Genomic DNA, 18,616 nt, shown 5'->3' with positions numbered 1-18,616 from the left:
TATGGGTAAGTCATACTCTTTCATTTTCGTACATAAACTTGTACAAAAAAGTGGGAAAAGGGTTGATAGTATGGCGCGGTCTACACCGGAGGAAATACGGCGACGAATCGCCAAGAGGAAAAAAGAACAGGGATCCACTGCAAAAAGTCCTGAACGCCAAATTGCTTGGCCTGGTGATGATGAAAAATATGGCTTCGATTATATGAGTCCGTCCAGAAGTGGCAATGGGGAAGCGGAACATCCATTATTTAAAAAAGAAGCATTCTTTTTCAAAATATTGGCGTCTGTCCTGCTATTCTTAACGGTTGCCATTTTGTTTCGAAATCAATCGGCCTCCTTTACGCCAGCAAGGGATTTCGTGACCAATCAAATGGACAAGGATTTTAAATTTGCCACTGTTTCAAATTGGTATGAAGACAAATTTGGCAAACCTTTAGCCCTGCTGCCATTTTCAGCGGATGATCAAACAGGTAAAAAAGAACTAGTCGACAATCAAAATTTTTCTGTTCCGGCGATGGGGAAAATTCTCGAAAACTTTGAAAAAAATGGCCAGGGCATCATGATTGAAACAGGAAAAGACGCGGCTGTCCAGGCCATCGATGATGGGTGGGTAGAATTTGCCGGAATGAAAGAAGGTTTGGGCAAAACCGTCATCATCCAGCATAGCGATGGATCGGAAACATGGTATGGAAATTTAGAGGAAGTTAAGGTTAACTTATATGATCATATTGATAAACGAACGGTCGTAGGCACAGTTTCCGCTTCAACTGGCGAAGATAAAACAAAAGGTACGTATTATTTTGCCATAAAAAAAGGCGATGATTTTATCGACCCGATCCAGGTGATTCGCTTTGAATAGAACCATATCATTGCTACGACTGACTTCAATTCATCCGTTGTTGTGGATTGTGATTGCATTAGCGATTGCTACCGGTCATTTTCTGGAAGTTTGTCTGCTGCTCGGCATTATTTTTATACATGAAATGGGGCATGCAGTCGCGGCTTCTTTTTTTTCATGGCGCATTAAAAAGATTACCCTCCTTCCATTTGGGGGAGTGGCAGAAATGGATGAGCACGGTAACCGTCCCTTAAAGGAAGAAACCATCGTCGTACTTGCTGGACCGCTTCAGCATGTCTGGATGGTCGCACTTGCATATGGTCTATATTCGTTCCAACTGCTCCCGGAAGATTTATTTGACCTATTTATCAGCTATAACCTTATGATCTTTGTGTTCAATCTCATTCCAGTTTGGCCGCTTGATGGCGGTAAGCTGGTTTTCTTACTGCTTTCCTTAAAAGATTCTTTTCCAAGTGCGCACCGCCTGACATTACTCATTTCTTTTTTCAGCTTAAGCGTGTTTTCGATCATTATATTACTAACCGCACCATCGCATATCAATGTATGGGTCGTAATTGGCTTTTTGCTTTTCTCGCTTTACCATGAATGGAAGCAGCGCCGCTTTATTTTTATGAGATTTTTATTAGAGCGCTACTACGGAAAAAAATCGAGCCTAGCCGTTTTAAAGCCGATTCAAGCAAACGAACAGGATTTACTGATCCACGTCCTGGAAAAATTCCAGCGTGGCTGCAAACATCCGATTATCGTTGAAGCAGATGGCAAAGAAACAGGTACTTTGGACGAAAATGAGCTCCTGCACGCCTACTTTACAGAAAAACGGCTTTCCGATAAAATCAGCGACCTTCTCTTTTCCTACTATTAGGGTATAATAAGAAGAAAAAATAGAGGAAGTCGCAAAAAAGGGTCTGACCCCTTTTGAGACCATTTTTAACTGTAAAGTGAGGACGTATGGTTTGGAAACATTAATTGTTAATAACATCGCACGGGAAAAGCGGTTTGCTTATTTGCGAAACAACCGTGTTGAGAATATTGTTTTTGACCGACCAGAGCATCGTTCGCTGGTCGGTAATATTTATTTTGGGACGGTGACAAAGGTTTTGCCGGGGATGAATGCGGCATTCATAGATATCGGTGTCGATAAGAATGCCTACTTGCACCGCAATGTGCTGCCATCTTATGTACAATCTTCTGAAAAAGAAAAGAATATTACGTCGTTCGTGCATCAGGGTGAGAAGCTGCTCGTTCAAGTGGATAAGGATGCGACCGGTACCAAAGGCCCAAAAGTGACCGGGATTATCGAAATACAGGGAAATCAACTTATTTATTTGCCGCATGGTCGTTATCTGGCTGTGTCCAAAAGAATCGCGGATGAATCGAAAAAGGCAGTCCTGCACCGCGTCGGAGCCGATTTGAAAACGGAAGAAGAAGGCCTTATTTTTCGTACCTCTGCTATTTACAGTACAGAACCGGAAATTCTCGCCGAGCTTGAGGTCCTGCGTGCGAATTATCAGGACCTGTTACAAAAAGCTGCACCGTTAAAGAAGCCGGGATTACTTTTTCAAAAAGACACCTTTAGCCAAATGATCATCGATCAAGTGGAGCGAATGAGGTCTGGTGAAGTCATTGTCGATGATCTAGACCTTAAGCGGATGCTTGAGCAGATCAGCACAAAGGTCAAGCTCACCTACTACAACGGCAAAGAGAATATTTTCTCTGTCAATAAAGTCGAACATGAAATCGATAAAGCCCTAAAACGCGTGGTCTGGCTCGACCATGGCGCCTATCTGATCTTTGATGAAACGGAAGCCTTGACGATCATCGATGTCAACACAGGGAAATTTTCCGGAAAGGTCGATTATCAAGATACCGTATTGAAAACCAATCAGCTTGCCGCAAAGGAAATCGTCAGGCAGCTTCGGCTCCGCGATATTGGCGGAATTGTCTTGATTGATTTTATCGATATGAAACGTGAACAGGACAGGCAAGCGATCCTCGACACGATTGAAATCGAATTGGCGAAAGATGAAAAACGAACGAAAGTGATAGGCTTTACACCGCTCGGCATCCTCCAGCTTACAAGGAAGAAGACCAAGGTTACCTTATCGGAGGCATTAAAGGAAAAATGCCCGGTCTGTGATGGAACGGGCCGCATTTTAAGTGCTGAAACGGTTGCGTTTCGACTTGAACGAGAGCTGCTGGAGCACCGATACAGTGAATTTGAGGCGATCCTCATCGAAACGACACAAGCGGTAAAAGAGACACTTCTGGGCATTCATGAAACCCATAGAGTGGCATTAGAGGACATGCTCAAGGTAAAACTTTATTTTTCTGTTCAGCCGTCAGCCGCTCCTTATTATTTTTTAAAGCAGTTTGGGGATGTAAGCGAACTTTCACAAAAAGAAGTTGAAAACTTGTAAGTGCCCAAAATTCTATTGACACTGTTGGCTATCCTATGTTAGGATTTTAATGTTATGTTTGTAGCACCCGTGCTACAACCGCACAGAACAGGTAGTAAGATTTTGCTTTTTGGCAAAACGCCTGTATATGGCGAGTCTGAGTTTATAAGGAGGTGCAGTTCATGTACGCAATTATCGAAACTGGCGGTAAGCAAGTGAAAGTCGAAGAAGGCCAAGCTATCTACATTGAAAAATTAGATGTTGAAGCTGGTGAAACAGTTACTTTTGACAAGGTTCTTTTCGTTGGCGGTGAAACTGTGAAAGTTGGCAGCCCTGTTGTTGCTGGCGCTACAGTTACAGCTAAAGTTGAAAAGCAAGGTCGTCAAAAGAAAATCATCGTTTTCAAGTATAAAGCGAAGAAAAACAACCGTAAGAAACAAGGTCATCGTCAACCTTACACTAAAGTAGTCATCGAAAAAATCAACGCGTAAGGTGTTGGAAATAGATGATTGGAATTACGATCGATCGTACTGAGTCTGGTTCCATTCATTCGTTTGTTATAAGTGGTCATGCTTTTTTCGCTGAAAGAGGCAAGGATATTGTCTGTGCAGGCATATCTGCTGTTTCTGTTGGCGCAATCAATTCGGTTCATGCCTTAACCGGTGTTACCCCGGAGATTGAACAGGGAGATGGCTTTCTCCGTTGTGTTGTACCGGATAATCTTTCGGAAGACATTCATGGGAAAGTTCAACTTCTTCTTGAAGGAATGATCATTTCATTACAGACGATTGAAGAAGAATACGGAGAGCACATAAAAATAACCTTCAAAAAGTAGGAGGTGGAATAAATGTTATTAAAATTAGATCTTCAGTTGTTTGCATCTAAAAAGGGAGTAGGTTCTACAAAGAACGGACGTGACTCTATCGCAAAGCGCCTTGGTGCTAAGCGTGCAGACGGTCAATTTGTAACTGGTGGTTCTATCCTTTACCGTCAACGCGGTACAAAGATTTATCCAGGAGCAAACGTAGGCCGTGGCGGAGACGACACTCTTTTTGCTAAAATCGACGGCGTTGTAAAATTCGAACGTTTAGGTCGTGACCGTAAACAAGTAAGTGTTTATCCAGTAGCTCAAGAAGCGTAAGGATTACATCAATGGAAACTCTAACCTGTTTGGTTAGAGTTTTCTTTTTGCTAACGAAAGTACACCTTCCATTTTAACTTCAGGAATAACTACTTCGTAAAAGCTTCTTTTTGCCTCTAAACCATTTTCAAATATAAAAATTAGCTTACTCATGTTTGTTTTTTTGATATACTAACAAGATATAGAGAATCCAGCACATAATGTGGGAGTGTACGTATGGGGAAAGAGTGGGATATCGTGGAAGTGCTTCGGCACACACGACATGATTGGTTAAATAAGCTGCAGCTCATCAAGGGAAACTTGGATTTAAATCGAATTGACCGAGCAAAACAAGTAATCGACGAAATTGTAATGGAAGCACAGAATGAGACAAAACTTTCAAATTTACATATGCCGTTGTTTGCTTCGCTGCTGTTAAAATCCAATTGGGAGAATCCGTCTTTTAAATTGGAATATGAGGTTCTGCTTGATTCAGAGTCCATCAAAATTGATGATCATATCATGACCAAATGGACAACGTCATTTTTTGCCTGCTTGGAGCAAGCAATTGAGGCATTTCAAGAGAATCATTTATCAATTACCATTGAACCGCAATCAGAAGGTGTTCGTTTCTTTTTTGATTTTAGCGGGATAATAATAAAAAGAGAATTGCTTGAAAAGTTCCTTGCTGACCACACAAAAGATTTGGCGGTCAAGGAATTCACGGAGAAGGAACTCGCACTAGAGCTTTTTATGCCTACGTTGTAAAAGAGTGAGATCTTCGTTTAAATGTTCATTTAGATAAAGTGCAAGACTGGAGGAATAAGATGTTTGTCGATCAGGTCAAAATTTATGTAAAAGGCGGAGACGGCGGCAATGGTATGGTCGCGTTTCGTCGTGAAAAATATGTTCCAAATGGTGGACCGGCCGGCGGTGACGGCGGGAAAGGGGCCAATGTGGTCTTTGAAGTAAACGAGGGTTTACGGACCTTAATGGATTTCCGTTATCAGCGTCATTTTAAGGCTCCGCGTGGGGAGCATGGGATGTCCAAGGGAATGCACGGAAGAGGCTCCCAGGATATGATTGTTAAAGTGCCGCCTGGAACAGTGGTCATGGATGCAGAATCAAAAGAGGTCATTGCTGATTTAGTGGAGCATGGACAGCGGGCTGTAATTGCCAAAGGCGGCCGCGGCGGACGTGGGAATACACGGTTTGCGACACCATCAAACCCGGCACCAGAGATTGCTGAGAATGGCGAGCCAGGGCAAGAGCGCGATGTTATTCTAGAGTTAAAGCTGCTTGCAGATGTCGGCCTTGTTGGATTTCCAAGTGTTGGGAAATCAACATTATTATCAGTGGTATCCTCTGCCAAACCGAAAATAGCTGATTACCATTTTACTACGATTGTTCCAAACTTAGGCATGGTAGAAACCGAAGATGGCCGAAGCTTTGTAATGGCCGATCTGCCAGGATTGATTGAAGGGGCAAGTCAAGGTGTTGGTCTCGGACATCAATTTTTACGTCATATCGAACGGACAAGGGTCATCGTCCATGTCATTGATATGGCAGCGATCGAAGGCAGAGACCCGTTTGAGGATTATTTGACCATTAATCGAGAATTAAAAGAGTATAATTTGCGCTTGACCGAGCGTCCGCAAATCATTGTAGCGAATAAAATGGATATGCCGGATGCAGAGGAAAACTTGAAAAAGTTTAAAGAGCAGCTTGAAGAGGATTATCCGATCTTCGCTATTTCTGCCCTATCTCGAAAAGGGCTCCGCGAACTATTATTTTCAGTCGCAGATAAAATTGAGCAAACCCCAGAATTCCCGCTTGAGCATGAAGAAGAAGAAACGGGCGTTCATCGTGTATTATATAAACATGAGCCAGACCCAGATACCTTTACGATTACAAGAGATCCGGACGGCTCGTTTGTACTAAGTGGAGAAAAGCTGGAAAGATTGTTTAAGATGACTGACTTTTCAAGAGAAGAATCGGTTCGCCGCTTCTCCCGTCAGCTTCGTGGTTTAGGGGTGGATGATGCCTTGAGACAAAGAGGAGCAAAAGATGGGGATATTGTAAAATTATTAGAATTCGAATTTGAATTTATTGAGTAATTTTTAGTTCCTGGGTAATGTGGCGGTAAACGTTGTAGGAGATCGAGGTAGTGGTAAAATGGATAATTTTGATAAAAAATATTATTTAGTCCGCGAAGATGTGTTGCCAGAAGCGATGAAGAAAACGATTGAAGTGAAAGAAATGCTTGACAGAGGCAAGGCTGAATCCATTGCGGACGCCGTTCAAAAAGTTGATTTAAGCAGGAGTGCCTTTTATAAATACAGGGACACTGTTTATCCTTTTTCAACGATTCAGAAGGAAAAGATTATCTCCCTCTTCTTTCATTTGGAGGACCGTTCTGGGACTTTGTCAAAATTGTTAAGTGTCGTGGCGTCGTCAGGCTGTAATGTTTTAACCATTCACCAAACGATCCCGCTTCAAGGCAGAGCGAATGTAACATTGTCGTTAAACACCTCGAATATTACAACCAATCTTGATGATTTACTGACTGAGCTTAGAAAGCTTGAATTTGTTGAAAAGGTTGATGTGCTGGGAACAGGCGCTTAGTGGACCATGTCTACTGAGCCTGCTCTCAGCTTTCTTTTTAAAAAATAGGGAGTGGGGAAGCAATGAAAGTCGGTTATTTAGGTCCGAAAGCAACATTTACTGAACTGGCGGTACAAAAGGTTTTTCCTAATTACGAACAAGAACCGTATCAAACGATTCCTGGCAGTATGGATGCGATTGTAGGTCAAAAAGTAGATCTTGCCGTCGTTCCGGTTGAAAACGCCCTTGAAGGATCTGTTAATATTACGCTTGATTATTTAACCCAAGTCGTGCAAATTCCAATTGTTGGGGAAATTACGCTTCCCATCAAACAGCATTTGATGGTTCATCCAGCGAATCAGGAGCATTGGCAAGAGGTAACAAGGGTATTTAGTCATTCACATGCCATTGCCCAATGCCATAAGTTTTTACATACCCATTTAAAAGGAGTACCGGTGGAAAATGTCTATTCCACGGCCGCCGCAGCAAAAATGGTGATGGAGCAGCCTGAACTTAAGGCCGCTGCAATTGCAAATGAACTTGCAGCGAAAGAATATGGACTGGCCATCGTCCAAAAAAATATTCATGACTTTGACTATAATCATACAAAGTTCTTCGTGTTATCAGAACAGGTGCTGGATTTTGAATCGATTACCGGCTCAGATCGTTATAAAACGACACTCATGGTTACGTTACCGTCAGACCAAGCCGGGGCTCTTCATCAAGTATTATCAGCGTTTGCCTGGAGAAAATTAAACCTTTCTAAAATTGAATCCCGGCCAATGAAAACAGGGATTGGCAATTACTTTTTCATTATTGATTTGGAAATGAAACTCGATGACGTGTTGATTCCCGGGGCAATTGCGGAGCTTGAGGCATTAGGCTGCGGAGTCAGAGTTTTAGGAAGTTATCCATCGTATCTGGTGGAATTGGACTAGTAGTAAAGAGGAAGACTCAAAAAAGGGTCAGACCCCATGATTAAGATATGGGGTCTGACCCTTTGTGATTCTTCCTATGTTTCCATCAAAAAGCCTGCTGCCCTTAGTGCGGTTTCGGCTTTATCTAAAATTTGAGTACTTGATGCAGAAATAGTATGGAGATGGAACCCGGCGGTTAACTCTGATAAAAGGGATGCATTGGTTGTTTGGATGTTTTCCATAAATTGTTTAACCTCTTGTCGATTCGAAACCATTATTGATGCCGTTAAATCACCGTATACGGAGTGTTCAATTCTAACATCCTTTACCAACACACCATGGTCAACGAGTAAATTAAGTTCTTTTGCGGTATCCTTGGGTAAATGTTTGCAGGCAATGATCCTTTCAAAAGTAGGAGCCCCTAAGTTCGGTTTTAAATAAATGTAGCCCTGGCTCGTGGCGATAATCGGTTCATTTTTTGCTTTAAGCAGCGTAATATCCCCAACAATGACTTGTCTGCTCACATTGGTCATCGCCGCTAGTTCACTGCCCGTAAGTGGTTCAGTGCTATCTTTAAGGTGTTGGAGAATTAACGACCTTCTTTCCTCTCCCAATATTTTTTTTTGATCAGCCATAAAAATCCTCCTAAAATGTTATCTATTTTACTATTCTAGCACAGTTTTTTTATTATATAACGGACACAGACTTAAATGATTGGACAATGCCAACAATTGTTTCCCCAAGCTGAATGATCTCTTCCGTTTTGGAGGAATGGCCAAATGAGATACGGATAAATTCTTTTGCCTCTTCGTTGGTTAATCCAAGTGCCTTCGTAACCTTTGCTGGAGTTTGCATTCCAATCTGGCAGGCACTTCCCGTAGAGATGGCAAATCCGAGCCGATTGCATTCAAGCATCATCCATTGTCCCTCAATACTTGAAATCCGCATCCCAATGATAGTAGGAAGCTGCGAATCATCGTCAGCTTGATAAAGTCTTACGCTTTTCTTTATTGGCTCCAGATTCTCGATAAAAGCCTTCCGCTTCCAAATACAATTAGTAGCATCCTCTTCTATTCTTCCAATGATTTTCTGGGCAGCGGCCGTCATGGCGGCAATCGCTGGAAGGTTGAGTGTTCCTGGCCGGAATCCACTTTCATGTGACCCGTTTGGAAAAAATGGTTTCCAAGGAATTTCAGGGTTTATATAGGCTCCCCCAATGCCTTTGGGTCCATAAAGTTTATGACCGGAAAAAGAAAAACTGCTGACAATGGGAGCAAGGTTCTTTAGATTTATCTTTCCAAACGACTGGACAAAATCACTGTGAAAATGAATTCTGTTTGCTTTGCATATTTTAGCGATTTCTTTAATCGGCTGGATTGTCCCAATTTCAGAGTTTACATGTTGCAGTGCCACTAAAATGGTTTCTGGTTTTATTGCATTTATTAGCAGCTCTTGATCAATTAAACCCTTTGAATTAAAGGGAAGCAACGTGATTTCATATCCTGCCTTTTCCAGTCTAGTTAAAACTCCATGGATCGATGAATGTTCTGCCATCCCGGCAATGATATGCTTTCCATTCTTTTGAGGAGAAGACAATAGAGCTTCAATGGCTAAGAAATTCCCTTCAGAGCCACCACTTGTAAAATAGAGTCCTCTTTTATCGATTCCTAACAAGCTAGCCAGCTCTTCCCGGCAATTTTCAAGTAAAACCTGTGCCTGCCCCCCGATATCATGAAGACTCTGGGTGTTTCCAAAATAGTCGGTTGCCACTTTTACATAAACCTCGGCTGCTTCATGATCTAATGGAGTTGTGGCGGCAAAATCAAAATATATCATGATCGGTCTCCAATCCTGTTTTTTTAAGGCAAAATTAACGCTTCTGGTTTTGATTTTTTTTTCTTCAGCTTCTCGCGTTTCGGATTCAAAAACCCCCTGGCCAAACACTTCCACATTTCTATAAAAATACTTGTTTTTAGTTTAATTCTGTGTAAATATATATGTCAAGACACCTGTTGTGTCAGGAGGGTGAAACATGACAAATAGTGATGTAGTAATAATTGGTAGTGGCATAGCCGCTTTACAGCTGGCGGTCCAATTAAATATCGATCTAAATGTGAGGATACTCACAAAGGGAAATATAAGAATGGCTAATTCTTATCTTGCTCAAGGTGGTATTGCAGCAGCCATAGGTGCAAATGACCACCCATCCAAACATATTGTTGATACGCTGGAAGCAGGACGATTTCATAACAATCATGATGCTGTTCAGCAAATCATTAACGCTGCACCTTTCCTCATCAGGAACATGGCACAACAAGGAAATATTTTTGATAGAAATCAAAATGGTGAATTATATTTAGGGATGGAAGGCGCCCATAGCGAAAAAAGAATTGTTCACGGCGGCGGTGATGCAACAGGCAAAAACGTGATGGAACATTTGATTAATAATCTTAAAGAAAATGTCTGTATCGAAGAAAATGTTGCAGCTTACGAATTAATTCTTAATGCAGACAAAAATCGTTGTATTGGAGTCAAAGCAAAAGGAAAAGACGGGAAGATACGCAAGTTCTTTGGCAGTTACATCATTATTGCGTCTGGAGGCTGCGGTCAATTGTTTAGTTACACTTCCAATGCCAAAACAGTCTGTGGTGACGGAATCGCTATGGCCTATTTAGCGGGTGCAGAAATCGTTGATATGGAATTTATTCAATTTCACCCTACACTTTTATATATAAACGGTGAAACAAAGGGATTAATTTCCGAAGCTGTTCGCGGCGAAGGGGCCATTCTGGTTACGGATGACGGTACTCCGATCATGGAGGGAGTTCACCCATTAAAAGATCTTGGACCAAGGCATGTTGTTTCACAAAAAATCTATGAATATCTAAAAAAAGATGTACAAGTATTTTTAGATATTAGTAAGATTGAAGACTTCAGGAAAAGATTTCCTTCCATAACATCTATTTGTGAGGAGCAGGGAATTTGTTTAACCGATGGAAAAATTCCTGTCGCCCCTGGCTGTCATTTTTTAATGGGGGGAATCAAGACGGACTTAATCGGGCGTTCTTCGATTGAGGGGCTATTTGCCATTGGAGAAGCATCGTGCACGGGATTACACGGTGCAAATCGTTTGGCGAGCAATTCTTTATTAGAGGGGCTATACCAAGGGGCTCAATTGTCAAAATGGATTAATGAAGCTCGAAAACAGCCACAGGATTTTGAGTCCAATGTTGATTATTTTCAACATGTAAAACACGAAAAAGTAAACTTGCCAGATATTCAGCGAATGAAGGATCTAATGATGGAGCGGGTAGGTATTGTCAGGAATGAAGGGAATCTGAGCAAGCAGCAAGCCTGGTTAAAGCAATTCAACGCCGACAAGATCATTTTAGATACTTGTTCAATTTCTGATATATCAAAGGTATTTATGTTGATTATTGCCAGTCTTATTACCAAATCAGCATTGCAAAGAACAGAAAGCCGTGGAGGTCATTATCGAAGTGATTATCCATATGAAGACGATCACCATTGGTTAAGAAAATCAATTATTCATAAATATGAACAGGGAATGGAGAAGAACCATGAATTCACTGAAACTGCGCTCGCTACTTGAGAATTTTTTTAATGAGGATATTGGGGAACAGGACATGACTACCGATTTAATTTTTTCAGATGATACAAACGGGCAAATTGTTTTTCTCGCAAAAGATAAGGGTGTCTTTTGTGGTGAGGAAATTATAAAAACTGGTTTTCAGCTTCTTAACAACGATATTAAGGCCCAAGTGTTTGTAAAGGATGGTCAAGTTATTAAGAAGGGACAAGAGCTTGCTTACGTTTCTGGAAAAATAGCAGATTTATTAAAAGGTGAACGGGTAGTCCTTAATCTTGTTCAAAGGATGAGTGGGATTGCCACTTTAACGCGAGAAACCGTTAATACACTGGATAGCGGTCATACGAAAATTTGTGACACAAGGAAAACGACTCCTGGCCTCCGTATGCTTGAAAAATATGCAGTTTGCTGCGGTGGTGGCTTTAATCACCGGTTTGGTCTCTACGATGGAGTGATGATAAAGGATAATCACATTTCATTTGCAGGTTCGATTTCAGAAGCAGTAAAAGCTGTTCGGAACAAGGCCGGTCATATGGTCAAAATTGAAGTCGAAGTTGAAACGAAAGAACAGGTAATAGAAGCAGTAAATGCTGGTGCTGATGTCATCATGTTTGATAACCGTACACCGGATGAGATTAGAGAATTTATCAAACTAGTCCCTCCTATGGTCATTACCGAAGCCTCGGGCGGGATCCAATTAACGAATATTGCTGACTATCGGGAAACTGGTGTAGATTACATTTCCCTTGGATACTTGACTCATTCCTATCGAGCGCTGGATATAAGTGTAAAAGTGTTATGGAATAAAGGAGATGAATAATTTGAACATCTTAGCAAGCTTACAAAAAAATGTTATGATTCCTGAAAAATATAAACAAATGACGAGAGAAGAGCTGGAGAATCGAGTCACGGGGATAAAACAACAGTTGGGAAAACGACTGTTTATCCCGGGTCATCATTATCAAAAAGACGAAGTCATTCAATTTGCGGATGCAACGGGTGATTCATTAAAACTGGCACAATTGTCGGCTGAAAACACAGAAGCAGAGTTTATCGTTTTCTGCGGTGTCCATTTTATGGCCGAGACAGCCGATATTTTAACAAGTGACCAGCAAAAGGTTTTCTTGCCTGATATGCGGGCGGGCTGCTCAATGGCTGATATGGCAGATATCCAGCAAACGGAAAGAGCTTGGGAGCAACTGCAGGAACTTTTTGGAGACACGATCTTGCCGCTAACATATGTTAATTCAACCGCCGCAATTAAGGCGTTTGTAGGGGAAAAAGGCGGGGCAACCGTTACCTCCTCTAATGCAGAAACGATGGTTAAGTGGGCATTTGAAGTGAAAGAGCGGATTCTTTTTTTACCTGATCAGCATTTAGGTCGAAATACAGCAGCTGACTTAGGGGTAGGATTAGATGAAATGGCAATTTGGAACCCGATCACAAACACACTTGAATATGATGGGGATTTTTCAAAAATAAAAGTGATTCTTTGGAAAGGGCATTGCTCGGTACATGAAAACTTTACTGTGCAAAATGTGTTTGCGACACGCAGTCAATATCCAGACATGAACATTATCGTTCATCCGGAATGCCGCCGAGAAGTGGTGGAATTAGCGGATCTGGCCGGGTCAACAAGTTACATTATCAATGCCATTGAAAAGGCAGCACCTGGTTCAGCCTGGGCTATCGGAACAGAGATGAATCTGGTCAATCGATTAATAAACACTCACCCTGATAAAAAAATCATCTCATTAAATCCGCATATGTGTCCTTGCCTCACAATGAACCGAATCGACTTGCCGCATCTTGTTTGGAGCTTGGAGACCCTTGATGATTCAAATAATATCATTAAAGTCAGCCCAGAGATTGCAGCAAATGCCAAGCTTGCATTAGAAAGAATGTTATTACATTCATAATTGGATGCCCGCAACTTGCGGATGGCTGGGGGCAACTAGTAGATAGGAGGGTCCAACTAGTGGATGGCTGGGGGCAACTAGCGGATAGGAGGGGCCAACTTGCGGATAGCAGCCTGCAACTTGCGGAAAGCCATCCAACTAGCTGATAACCATCTCCAACTGACGGATAGCCATCCCCAATTGTCGGATAGCTGGGTCCAACTAGCGGATAGCAGTCCTCAATTGTCGGAAAGCCATCCAACTGGCGGATAACCCCCTCCAACTAGCGGATAACCATCTCCAACTGACGGATAGTCGGGTCCAACTAGCGGATAGCAGTCCTCAATTGTCGGAAAGCCATCCAACTAGCGGATAACCACCCTCAATTGTCAGACGGCCGCCATCTAACCCCACATCCTATATAATAAGAAAAACGTGGGGTCAGACCCTTTTGAGACATCCTTATTCGGTGGATAGACATCCCTAATAAAATAATCAGATTCATAATTTTGGCTAGCTTAGCATAAGTTTTTTTGAAGAATGTTAGCACTTTGCCCATTTTCACATACACTATATGGACTTATGCCATAGGAGGGAAATCAGAGTGAAGATCCATATCGTACAGAAAGGGGATACTCTTTGGAAGATCGCCAAGAAGTACGGCGTGAATTTTGAAGAGCTGAAAAAGATGAATTCACAGCTCAGCAACCCTGATATGATTATGCCCGGTATGAAAATAAAAGTTCCAACTTCAGGTGGATCCATAAAAAAAGAAGCACCAATGGGGGCCAAACCGGGAACAACAATCAACTTAGGAGCCAAGAAAGAAATGCCGTTTGCTGAGCAACCGTTTGCCAAGGAGAAGCCAATACCAGCACCGATTAAGGAAGCACCAATCAAAGAAAAGCCTGTAAAAGAAATGCCAATCAAAGAAAAGCCTGTAAAAGAAATGCCAATCAAAGAAAAGCCTGTAAAAGAAATGCCAATCAAAGAAAAGCCGGTTAAAGAAGTCCCAATCAAAGAAATGCCAGTTAAAGAGGTCCCAATTAAAGAAGTACCGATTAAGGAAGTACCAATTGCAAAAGAACAACCAATTATCAAAGAAACACCTAAAACACCTTATACACCAAAAATGCCTCTGCAAATCATCCCTGAAATTGATATTAACAATTATTATATGTCCAACATGACAAATATGACCAACCAACCACAGCTGCCTCCTAAACCTGCCAATATACTTCCTGAGGTCAAAGAAGTTCCAAAAAAGGAAATACCAATCCCAGTTCCACCACCAATCAAAGAAATGCCAGTTGAACTGCCACCACAGGAGTATTGTGTCCCTATTACACCGGTGATGCCTGGCCCTGGATTCTGTCCGCCATTTGGAGGTTTCCCAATGCAGCCACCAATGCCATACCCATCCATGCCAAGTGCACCTTTTGCACAGCAGCCTGTAATGCAGCCTGGAATGGTGCCTGGTGGTCCGGGATTTGCTCCAACCGTCGCCGGTGCATCTATGACGCCACAACCATACTATCATGAGGAATCGTCGTCGTTTATGCCGCAAATGCCTGTGGTTAATCCAGCCTATCCAGGAGCTTCAATGGGTGCTCAACCACCTGCCTATCAACAGCCAATGATGAATCCAGGAGGATATGGCCAAATGCCAGCAGGCTACGGCCAAGCGCCAGGAGGATATGGCCAAATGCCAGCAGGCTACGGCCAAGCGCCAGGAGGATATGGAGAAATGCCAGCGGGCTACGGTCAAGCGCCAGGAGGATATGGCCAAATGCCAGGAGGCTACGGTCAAGCGCCAGTAGGATACGGAGAAATGCCAGCAGGCTACGGCCAAGCGCCAGGAGGATATGGCCAAATGCCAGCAGGCTACGGCCAAGCGCCAGGAGGATATGGTCAAATGCCAGGAGGATATGGTCAAATGCCAGGAGGATATGGCCAAATGCCAGGAGGCTACGGTCAAGCGCCAGCGGGCTATGGTCAAGCACCAATGGGGTACGGAGAAATGCCGGCAGGCTATCCACAAGGATTCCCAACAGGAGCACCAACGGGTTCCCCAATGGGAGGCACAGGAGGAATGCCAACCCAATATCCAACGGAAATGGGCCAACCGGCACAAGGTTTGCCTGGAATGATGTATGGAAATCCAGGAATGGGAAGCCCATACGGCTATCCACAAATGGATGGCCCACGCCCGCAAGAAATGGGTGTACAAGAGTTTGATTCTCCTGACATGAGGGGAACTGATGCCTATGGTCAAATGCCATACTCGCAGACTCCTCCGAGTCAAAGTCTACCAGTAGGAACGGGTGCAGGAGGGGATTGTGGTTGTGGATCCATGCAGCCTGCAGGAATGGTCTCAAATCCTGCCCCGAATCCTGTACCAAACAACTTTGTACCACCGACACCACCTATTTACAGTGCACCATATATGGGGCCTGTCAATGTCGCACAACCTCCCTATATGAATCCATATGGGATGGGGCCAGAAACAAATCCTTACGGCATGCCGGGTTACCGAGATGAAAGCAATTAATAGGTCAGTTAACCAAAAAGGAGACGATGATTATTATGATCGTCTCCTCTCTTATTTTCAGTCACAATTTTTTGAAAAAATTATCGAGTTGGTACCGATTCGAAAGTTTGTTTTTTTATTAAAAACAGATCAAAACACTTACATCATCAAGGGGTACAATACTCCTAGCAGGCTGCGGCTCCAAGAAGCGTTTACTGCGACACTAAAAAAGGAAGGGTTTTTAAAAACGTATTCGTTCCTAACCACTCCTATCAAAGAACTGCTTTTTTTTGAAGGCATTTATTTTGGCTGTATCGAATATATCCCCCCGCATAAAATACCTTTTTCTTATTATACGCAAAAAAATCGTCAGGAAGGGATTGACCTGTTAGAGCATTTTCACCAAACCACGGCATCATTTGAGAGCCGCTATCGAACATTGCTCTCAAAAGGTCATTTAATGGACAAATGGACAGAGAGACTTCATCTTTTTTCGAAAAATCTTCCCTTTCTAAAATATTTTATTGATGACTCAACGATCTCAGAAATGGTGTTTTGGGCGAATTGGTCCTTGTTAGGAATGGAACAGAATCGCCGCTTTTTTCAAAATGAAAAGCCTGTAATTCTTCATGGTGATGTTGCCCATCACAATTTTTTACGTGATAGGAAGGGGGATTTAAATTTAATTGATTTTGATTTGATTAGTATTGGTCCACCATCATTCGATTATTTACAATATGCCAACCGAATCCTTCCATATATCGACTGGTCGTTGGAAAAGCTTTCCAGTTTAAAGCAAATTCGGACCTATTTACAAGAAGAAGCCTTTTTGTATGCTTTAGCCTATCCTGCCGATATTTTTCGAGAATGGAATCGATTAATTAGGGAAAAATCATACAAAGATCATGTTAAATTAAGACAAGTGCAGGATTTATCCATCAATCAATTTTACACGAGGAAAAAATTTATTGATCATTTACAGGAAATAGTGAATTGAATTTTCACGAATGAAACCCCTTCGAAAATAACACCCTATAAAGGAGCATGAATTTATGCTCAGGATGTTATTCGAGGGGGTTTTTCGCTTGAACAAAAAACAGTGGATGATTCCTCTTTCCGCTTGTTTACTGTTAGGTGTGGCGGGATGTGCAAGTGACAATAATCGGGCCGGAGTAAATGGAAATAATCTAGCCCGTCCGATTGGGTATTATTCCAATGAAAACCACCCAAATAACGATTACGAGTTATTAAGGGATAATGATGGTGCCATTCCAGACATGCTGGATCATAGTCTCGGTGATGAGGATCAGACAATCAATCAACAAACGAGAACACAGCTTCAAACTAGAGATGAAAAAGGGAATCCGAAAAACCCGACAACTCCGAGGGCGAAAAGGGATCGGAATTTTTTCCAGCGAGATAACCGGTTTAGTACAAGTGATATGAATTATCACGGCCATCTAAGTGCAAAAAATGGGAATAATGGAGTGGTGACGGATCCTAACTTCCAGGATAATGTTACCAATAAGATTAAAGATAAAGTTGCAGATATAGACAATGTCCAGAATGTAAGGTCAGTGGCATTTGGAAATACGGTCCTTGTATCAGTAACCTTACACGATAAAAATAAGGCAGCTGATACGAAAAGAGCCATTAAAAATGCGGTGAAGCCTTACGCGAAGGGACGTTCCGTAACGGTGATTACAGACGAGGGAACACTTGGCCGGGACCGCAACATTCATAATGACAGCCAGCGCAATAAGGGTGGAAGTTAACACCTTAGCACCATCGTGTCATCAACCGGAAAAGGGCAAAGCCTGTGAGCTTTGCTCTTTTTATTTTCTTGATCGGGATAAAAAAGGAAAAAAAGGCAAAACTAGAATTGTAAAGATTGTTCAATTTTTAACAATAAGAGGTGAGTAACATGAGGGTCAATTGGATAGCAATGTACCGGTTTGGAGTAGCCGTATGTGCTGTTATTCTCTTCATGTTTATCGGTAGTGTTCCTGGGATTATGACGACAGGTTCTGCTGCTCAGCAGGGCAACCATCAAACACCACAAAAGCAGCAACCCCTAAACATGACGGTTATATTGGAAAGAATCTATCTTGATGGCGAAATAAGTCAGGAAGTAGTCCACGAGACATGCTGGTCCATGGCGGATTTTTGGGCAAAATATGACCAATGGCAGCTTACCGACATCGATGATTCGACCTTTGTATTTAGAAAACAAGTAGATGATATATCCCCATTACTTAAAGTAAATGGATTTTTTGGTGTAACCGATGATGGGATCTTGACTATTTTTAATGGACGGCCAGGTCAATCACGAATCATTCAATCTTTTTTTCAAATAGATATCAAGAAATTAGAAAGTAAAAAGCAAGAAGAGCTGATACAGGGTATTCCCATTAAATCAAAAGATCATTATGTCGAAGTATTAGAAACGTTTAAGCCCTATTCTGTAAAAAGAGAATAGAATTATGACCGAATCAGACTGATTGAGTTAAATCAGCCTGTTTTTTTTTGCTCATTTCTTAAATTGATTATATTTTGCGAGGCCATAATAAGTTTATCCGCGAATTTCTTATGCTTATCCGCGAATCCAAGCATTTATCCGCGAATCGCATGTTATATCCGTGATTTTCAACTATATATCCGCGAATCACTAAAACTGAATAA

General features: G+C 42.1%; 19 protein-coding genes, 2 pseudogenes and 1 other annotated feature. Of the genes and pseudogenes, 18 read left to right on the top strand and 3 right to left on the bottom strand.

Features of this window, described 5'->3' with window-relative positions; genetic code table 11:
- Nucleotides 1–70 precede the first annotated feature (70 nt).
- From AC3ANL_RS19040 to pheA, 10 genes are all read left to right on the top strand, one after another.
- A complete protein-coding gene (locus AC3ANL_RS19040) occupies nt 71–859 on the top strand; it encodes a peptidoglycan DD-metalloendopeptidase family protein (RefSeq protein WP_488325958.1) in 789 nt (262 codons plus the stop codon).
- Nucleotides 852–1,721: a M50 family metallopeptidase gene (locus AC3ANL_RS19035; RefSeq protein ID WP_488325957.1), complete on the top strand. Its 870-nt coding sequence runs from the start codon at nt 852–854 to the stop codon at nt 1,719–1,721. Before AC3ANL_RS19040 ends, AC3ANL_RS19035 begins: the two co-directional genes overlap by 8 nt.
- 142 nt (nt 1,722–1,863) lie before the next feature.
- On the top strand, nt 1,864–3,276 hold the full coding sequence (locus AC3ANL_RS19030) for an Rne/Rng family ribonuclease (protein WP_488325956.1): 1,413 nt from the start codon (nt 1,864–1,866) through the stop codon (nt 3,274–3,276).
- A gap of 66 nt (nt 3,277–3,342) precedes the next feature.
- Nucleotides 3,343–3,424: a sequence feature (ribosomal protein L21 leader region), on the top strand.
- Between the two features lie 13 nt (nt 3,425–3,437).
- On the top strand, nt 3,438–3,746 hold the full coding sequence (rplU, locus tag AC3ANL_RS19025) for a 50S ribosomal protein L21 (protein WP_488325955.1): 309 nt from the start codon (nt 3,438–3,440) through the stop codon (nt 3,744–3,746).
- Nucleotides 3,747–3,760: 14 nt separating this feature from the next.
- Nucleotides 3,761–4,090: a ribosomal-processing cysteine protease Prp gene (locus tag AC3ANL_RS19020; protein WP_488325954.1), complete on the top strand. Its 330-nt coding sequence runs from the start codon at nt 3,761–3,763 to the stop codon at nt 4,088–4,090.
- 12 nt (nt 4,091–4,102) lie between these two features.
- On the top strand, nt 4,103–4,396 hold the full coding sequence (gene rpmA / locus AC3ANL_RS19015; RefSeq protein ID WP_488325953.1) for a 50S ribosomal protein L27: 294 nt from the start codon (nt 4,103–4,105) through the stop codon (nt 4,394–4,396).
- A 216-nt stretch (nt 4,397–4,612) separates the two neighbouring features.
- Nucleotides 4,613–5,143 carry a Spo0B C-terminal domain-containing protein gene (locus tag AC3ANL_RS19010; RefSeq protein ID WP_488325952.1) on the top strand — a complete coding sequence of 177 codons (531 nt, stop codon included), beginning with the start codon at nt 4,613–4,615 and terminating at the stop codon, nt 5,141–5,143.
- Between the two features lie 59 nt (nt 5,144–5,202).
- Entirely contained in the window at nt 5,203–6,492 is a 1,290-nt protein-coding gene (gene obgE / locus AC3ANL_RS19005; protein WP_488325951.1) for a GTPase ObgE, read from the top strand.
- A 58-nt stretch (nt 6,493–6,550) separates the two neighbouring features.
- Nucleotides 6,551–7,000, top strand: a complete 450-nt coding sequence (locus AC3ANL_RS19000) for an ACT domain-containing protein (RefSeq protein WP_488325950.1) — start codon at nt 6,551–6,553, stop codon at nt 6,998–7,000.
- 62 nt (nt 7,001–7,062) lie between these two features.
- Entirely contained in the window at nt 7,063–7,917 is an 855-nt protein-coding gene (gene pheA / locus AC3ANL_RS18995; protein WP_488325949.1) for a prephenate dehydratase, read from the top strand.
- A gap of 74 nt (nt 7,918–7,991) precedes the next feature.
- Here pheA and AC3ANL_RS18990 read toward each other — a convergent pair whose 3' ends face one another.
- Together AC3ANL_RS18990 and AC3ANL_RS18985 are read right to left on the bottom strand one after the other, a co-directional pair.
- Nucleotides 7,992–8,531 (bottom strand): 3H domain-containing protein, encoded by a 540-nt coding sequence (locus tag AC3ANL_RS18990; protein ID WP_488325948.1) that lies wholly within the window; start codon nt 8,529–8,531, stop codon nt 7,992–7,994.
- A 52-nt stretch (nt 8,532–8,583) separates the two neighbouring features.
- Nucleotides 8,584–9,732 (bottom strand): IscS subfamily cysteine desulfurase, encoded by a 1,149-nt coding sequence (locus AC3ANL_RS18985; RefSeq protein ID WP_488325947.1) that lies wholly within the window; start codon nt 9,730–9,732, stop codon nt 8,584–8,586.
- A gap of 196 nt (nt 9,733–9,928) precedes the next feature.
- Between AC3ANL_RS18985 and nadB the strand changes: the two genes are divergently transcribed.
- From nadB to AC3ANL_RS18960, 5 genes and pseudogenes are all read left to right on the top strand, one after another.
- Nucleotides 9,929–11,509 carry an L-aspartate oxidase gene (gene nadB / locus AC3ANL_RS18980; protein WP_488325946.1) on the top strand — a complete coding sequence of 527 codons (1,581 nt, stop codon included), beginning with the start codon at nt 9,929–9,931 and terminating at the stop codon, nt 11,507–11,509.
- Nucleotides 11,478–12,326 (top strand): carboxylating nicotinate-nucleotide diphosphorylase, encoded by an 849-nt coding sequence (gene nadC / locus AC3ANL_RS18975; protein WP_488325945.1) that lies wholly within the window; start codon nt 11,478–11,480, stop codon nt 12,324–12,326. The genes nadB and nadC overlap by 32 nt, the downstream gene beginning before the upstream one ends.
- Nucleotides 12,319–13,425, top strand: a complete 1,107-nt coding sequence (nadA, locus tag AC3ANL_RS18970; RefSeq protein ID WP_488325944.1) for a quinolinate synthase NadA — start codon at nt 12,319–12,321, stop codon at nt 13,423–13,425. The genes nadC and nadA overlap by 8 nt, the downstream gene beginning before the upstream one ends.
- A 99-nt stretch (nt 13,426–13,524) precedes the next feature.
- Nucleotides 13,525–13,677, top strand: a complete 153-nt coding sequence (locus tag AC3ANL_RS18965; RefSeq protein WP_488325943.1) for a hypothetical protein — start codon at nt 13,525–13,527, stop codon at nt 13,675–13,677.
- 301 nt (nt 13,678–13,978) lie between these two features.
- Nucleotides 13,979–14,095, top strand: a pseudogene (locus tag AC3ANL_RS18960) (LysM peptidoglycan-binding domain-containing protein); the annotation flags it as partial.
- A 326-nt stretch (nt 14,096–14,421) separates the two neighbouring features.
- Here AC3ANL_RS18960 and AC3ANL_RS18955 read toward each other — a convergent pair.
- Nucleotides 14,422–14,505, bottom strand: a pseudogene (locus tag AC3ANL_RS18955) (hypothetical protein); the annotation flags it as partial.
- Nucleotides 14,506–15,941: 1,436 nt separating this feature from the next.
- Between AC3ANL_RS18955 and AC3ANL_RS18950 the strand changes: the two are divergent.
- From AC3ANL_RS18950 to AC3ANL_RS18940, 3 genes are all read left to right on the top strand, one after another.
- Entirely contained in the window at nt 15,942–16,931 is a 990-nt protein-coding gene (locus AC3ANL_RS18950) for a phosphotransferase (RefSeq protein WP_488325942.1), read from the top strand.
- 88 nt (nt 16,932–17,019) lie between these two features.
- Nucleotides 17,020–17,709, top strand: a complete 690-nt coding sequence (locus tag AC3ANL_RS18945; RefSeq protein ID WP_488325941.1) for a YhcN/YlaJ family sporulation lipoprotein — start codon at nt 17,020–17,022, stop codon at nt 17,707–17,709.
- Between the two features lie 149 nt (nt 17,710–17,858).
- Nucleotides 17,859–18,413: a BofC C-terminal domain-containing protein gene (locus tag AC3ANL_RS18940; RefSeq protein WP_488325940.1), complete on the top strand. Its 555-nt coding sequence runs from the start codon at nt 17,859–17,861 to the stop codon at nt 18,411–18,413.
- Nucleotides 18,414–18,616 lie beyond the last annotated feature (203 nt).

The organism is Neobacillus sp. DHD-1R (assembly GCF_057747995.1).
The sequence above is the reverse complement of the archived record's forward strand: the minus strand, read 5'-3'. Positions and strand labels throughout refer to the sequence as shown.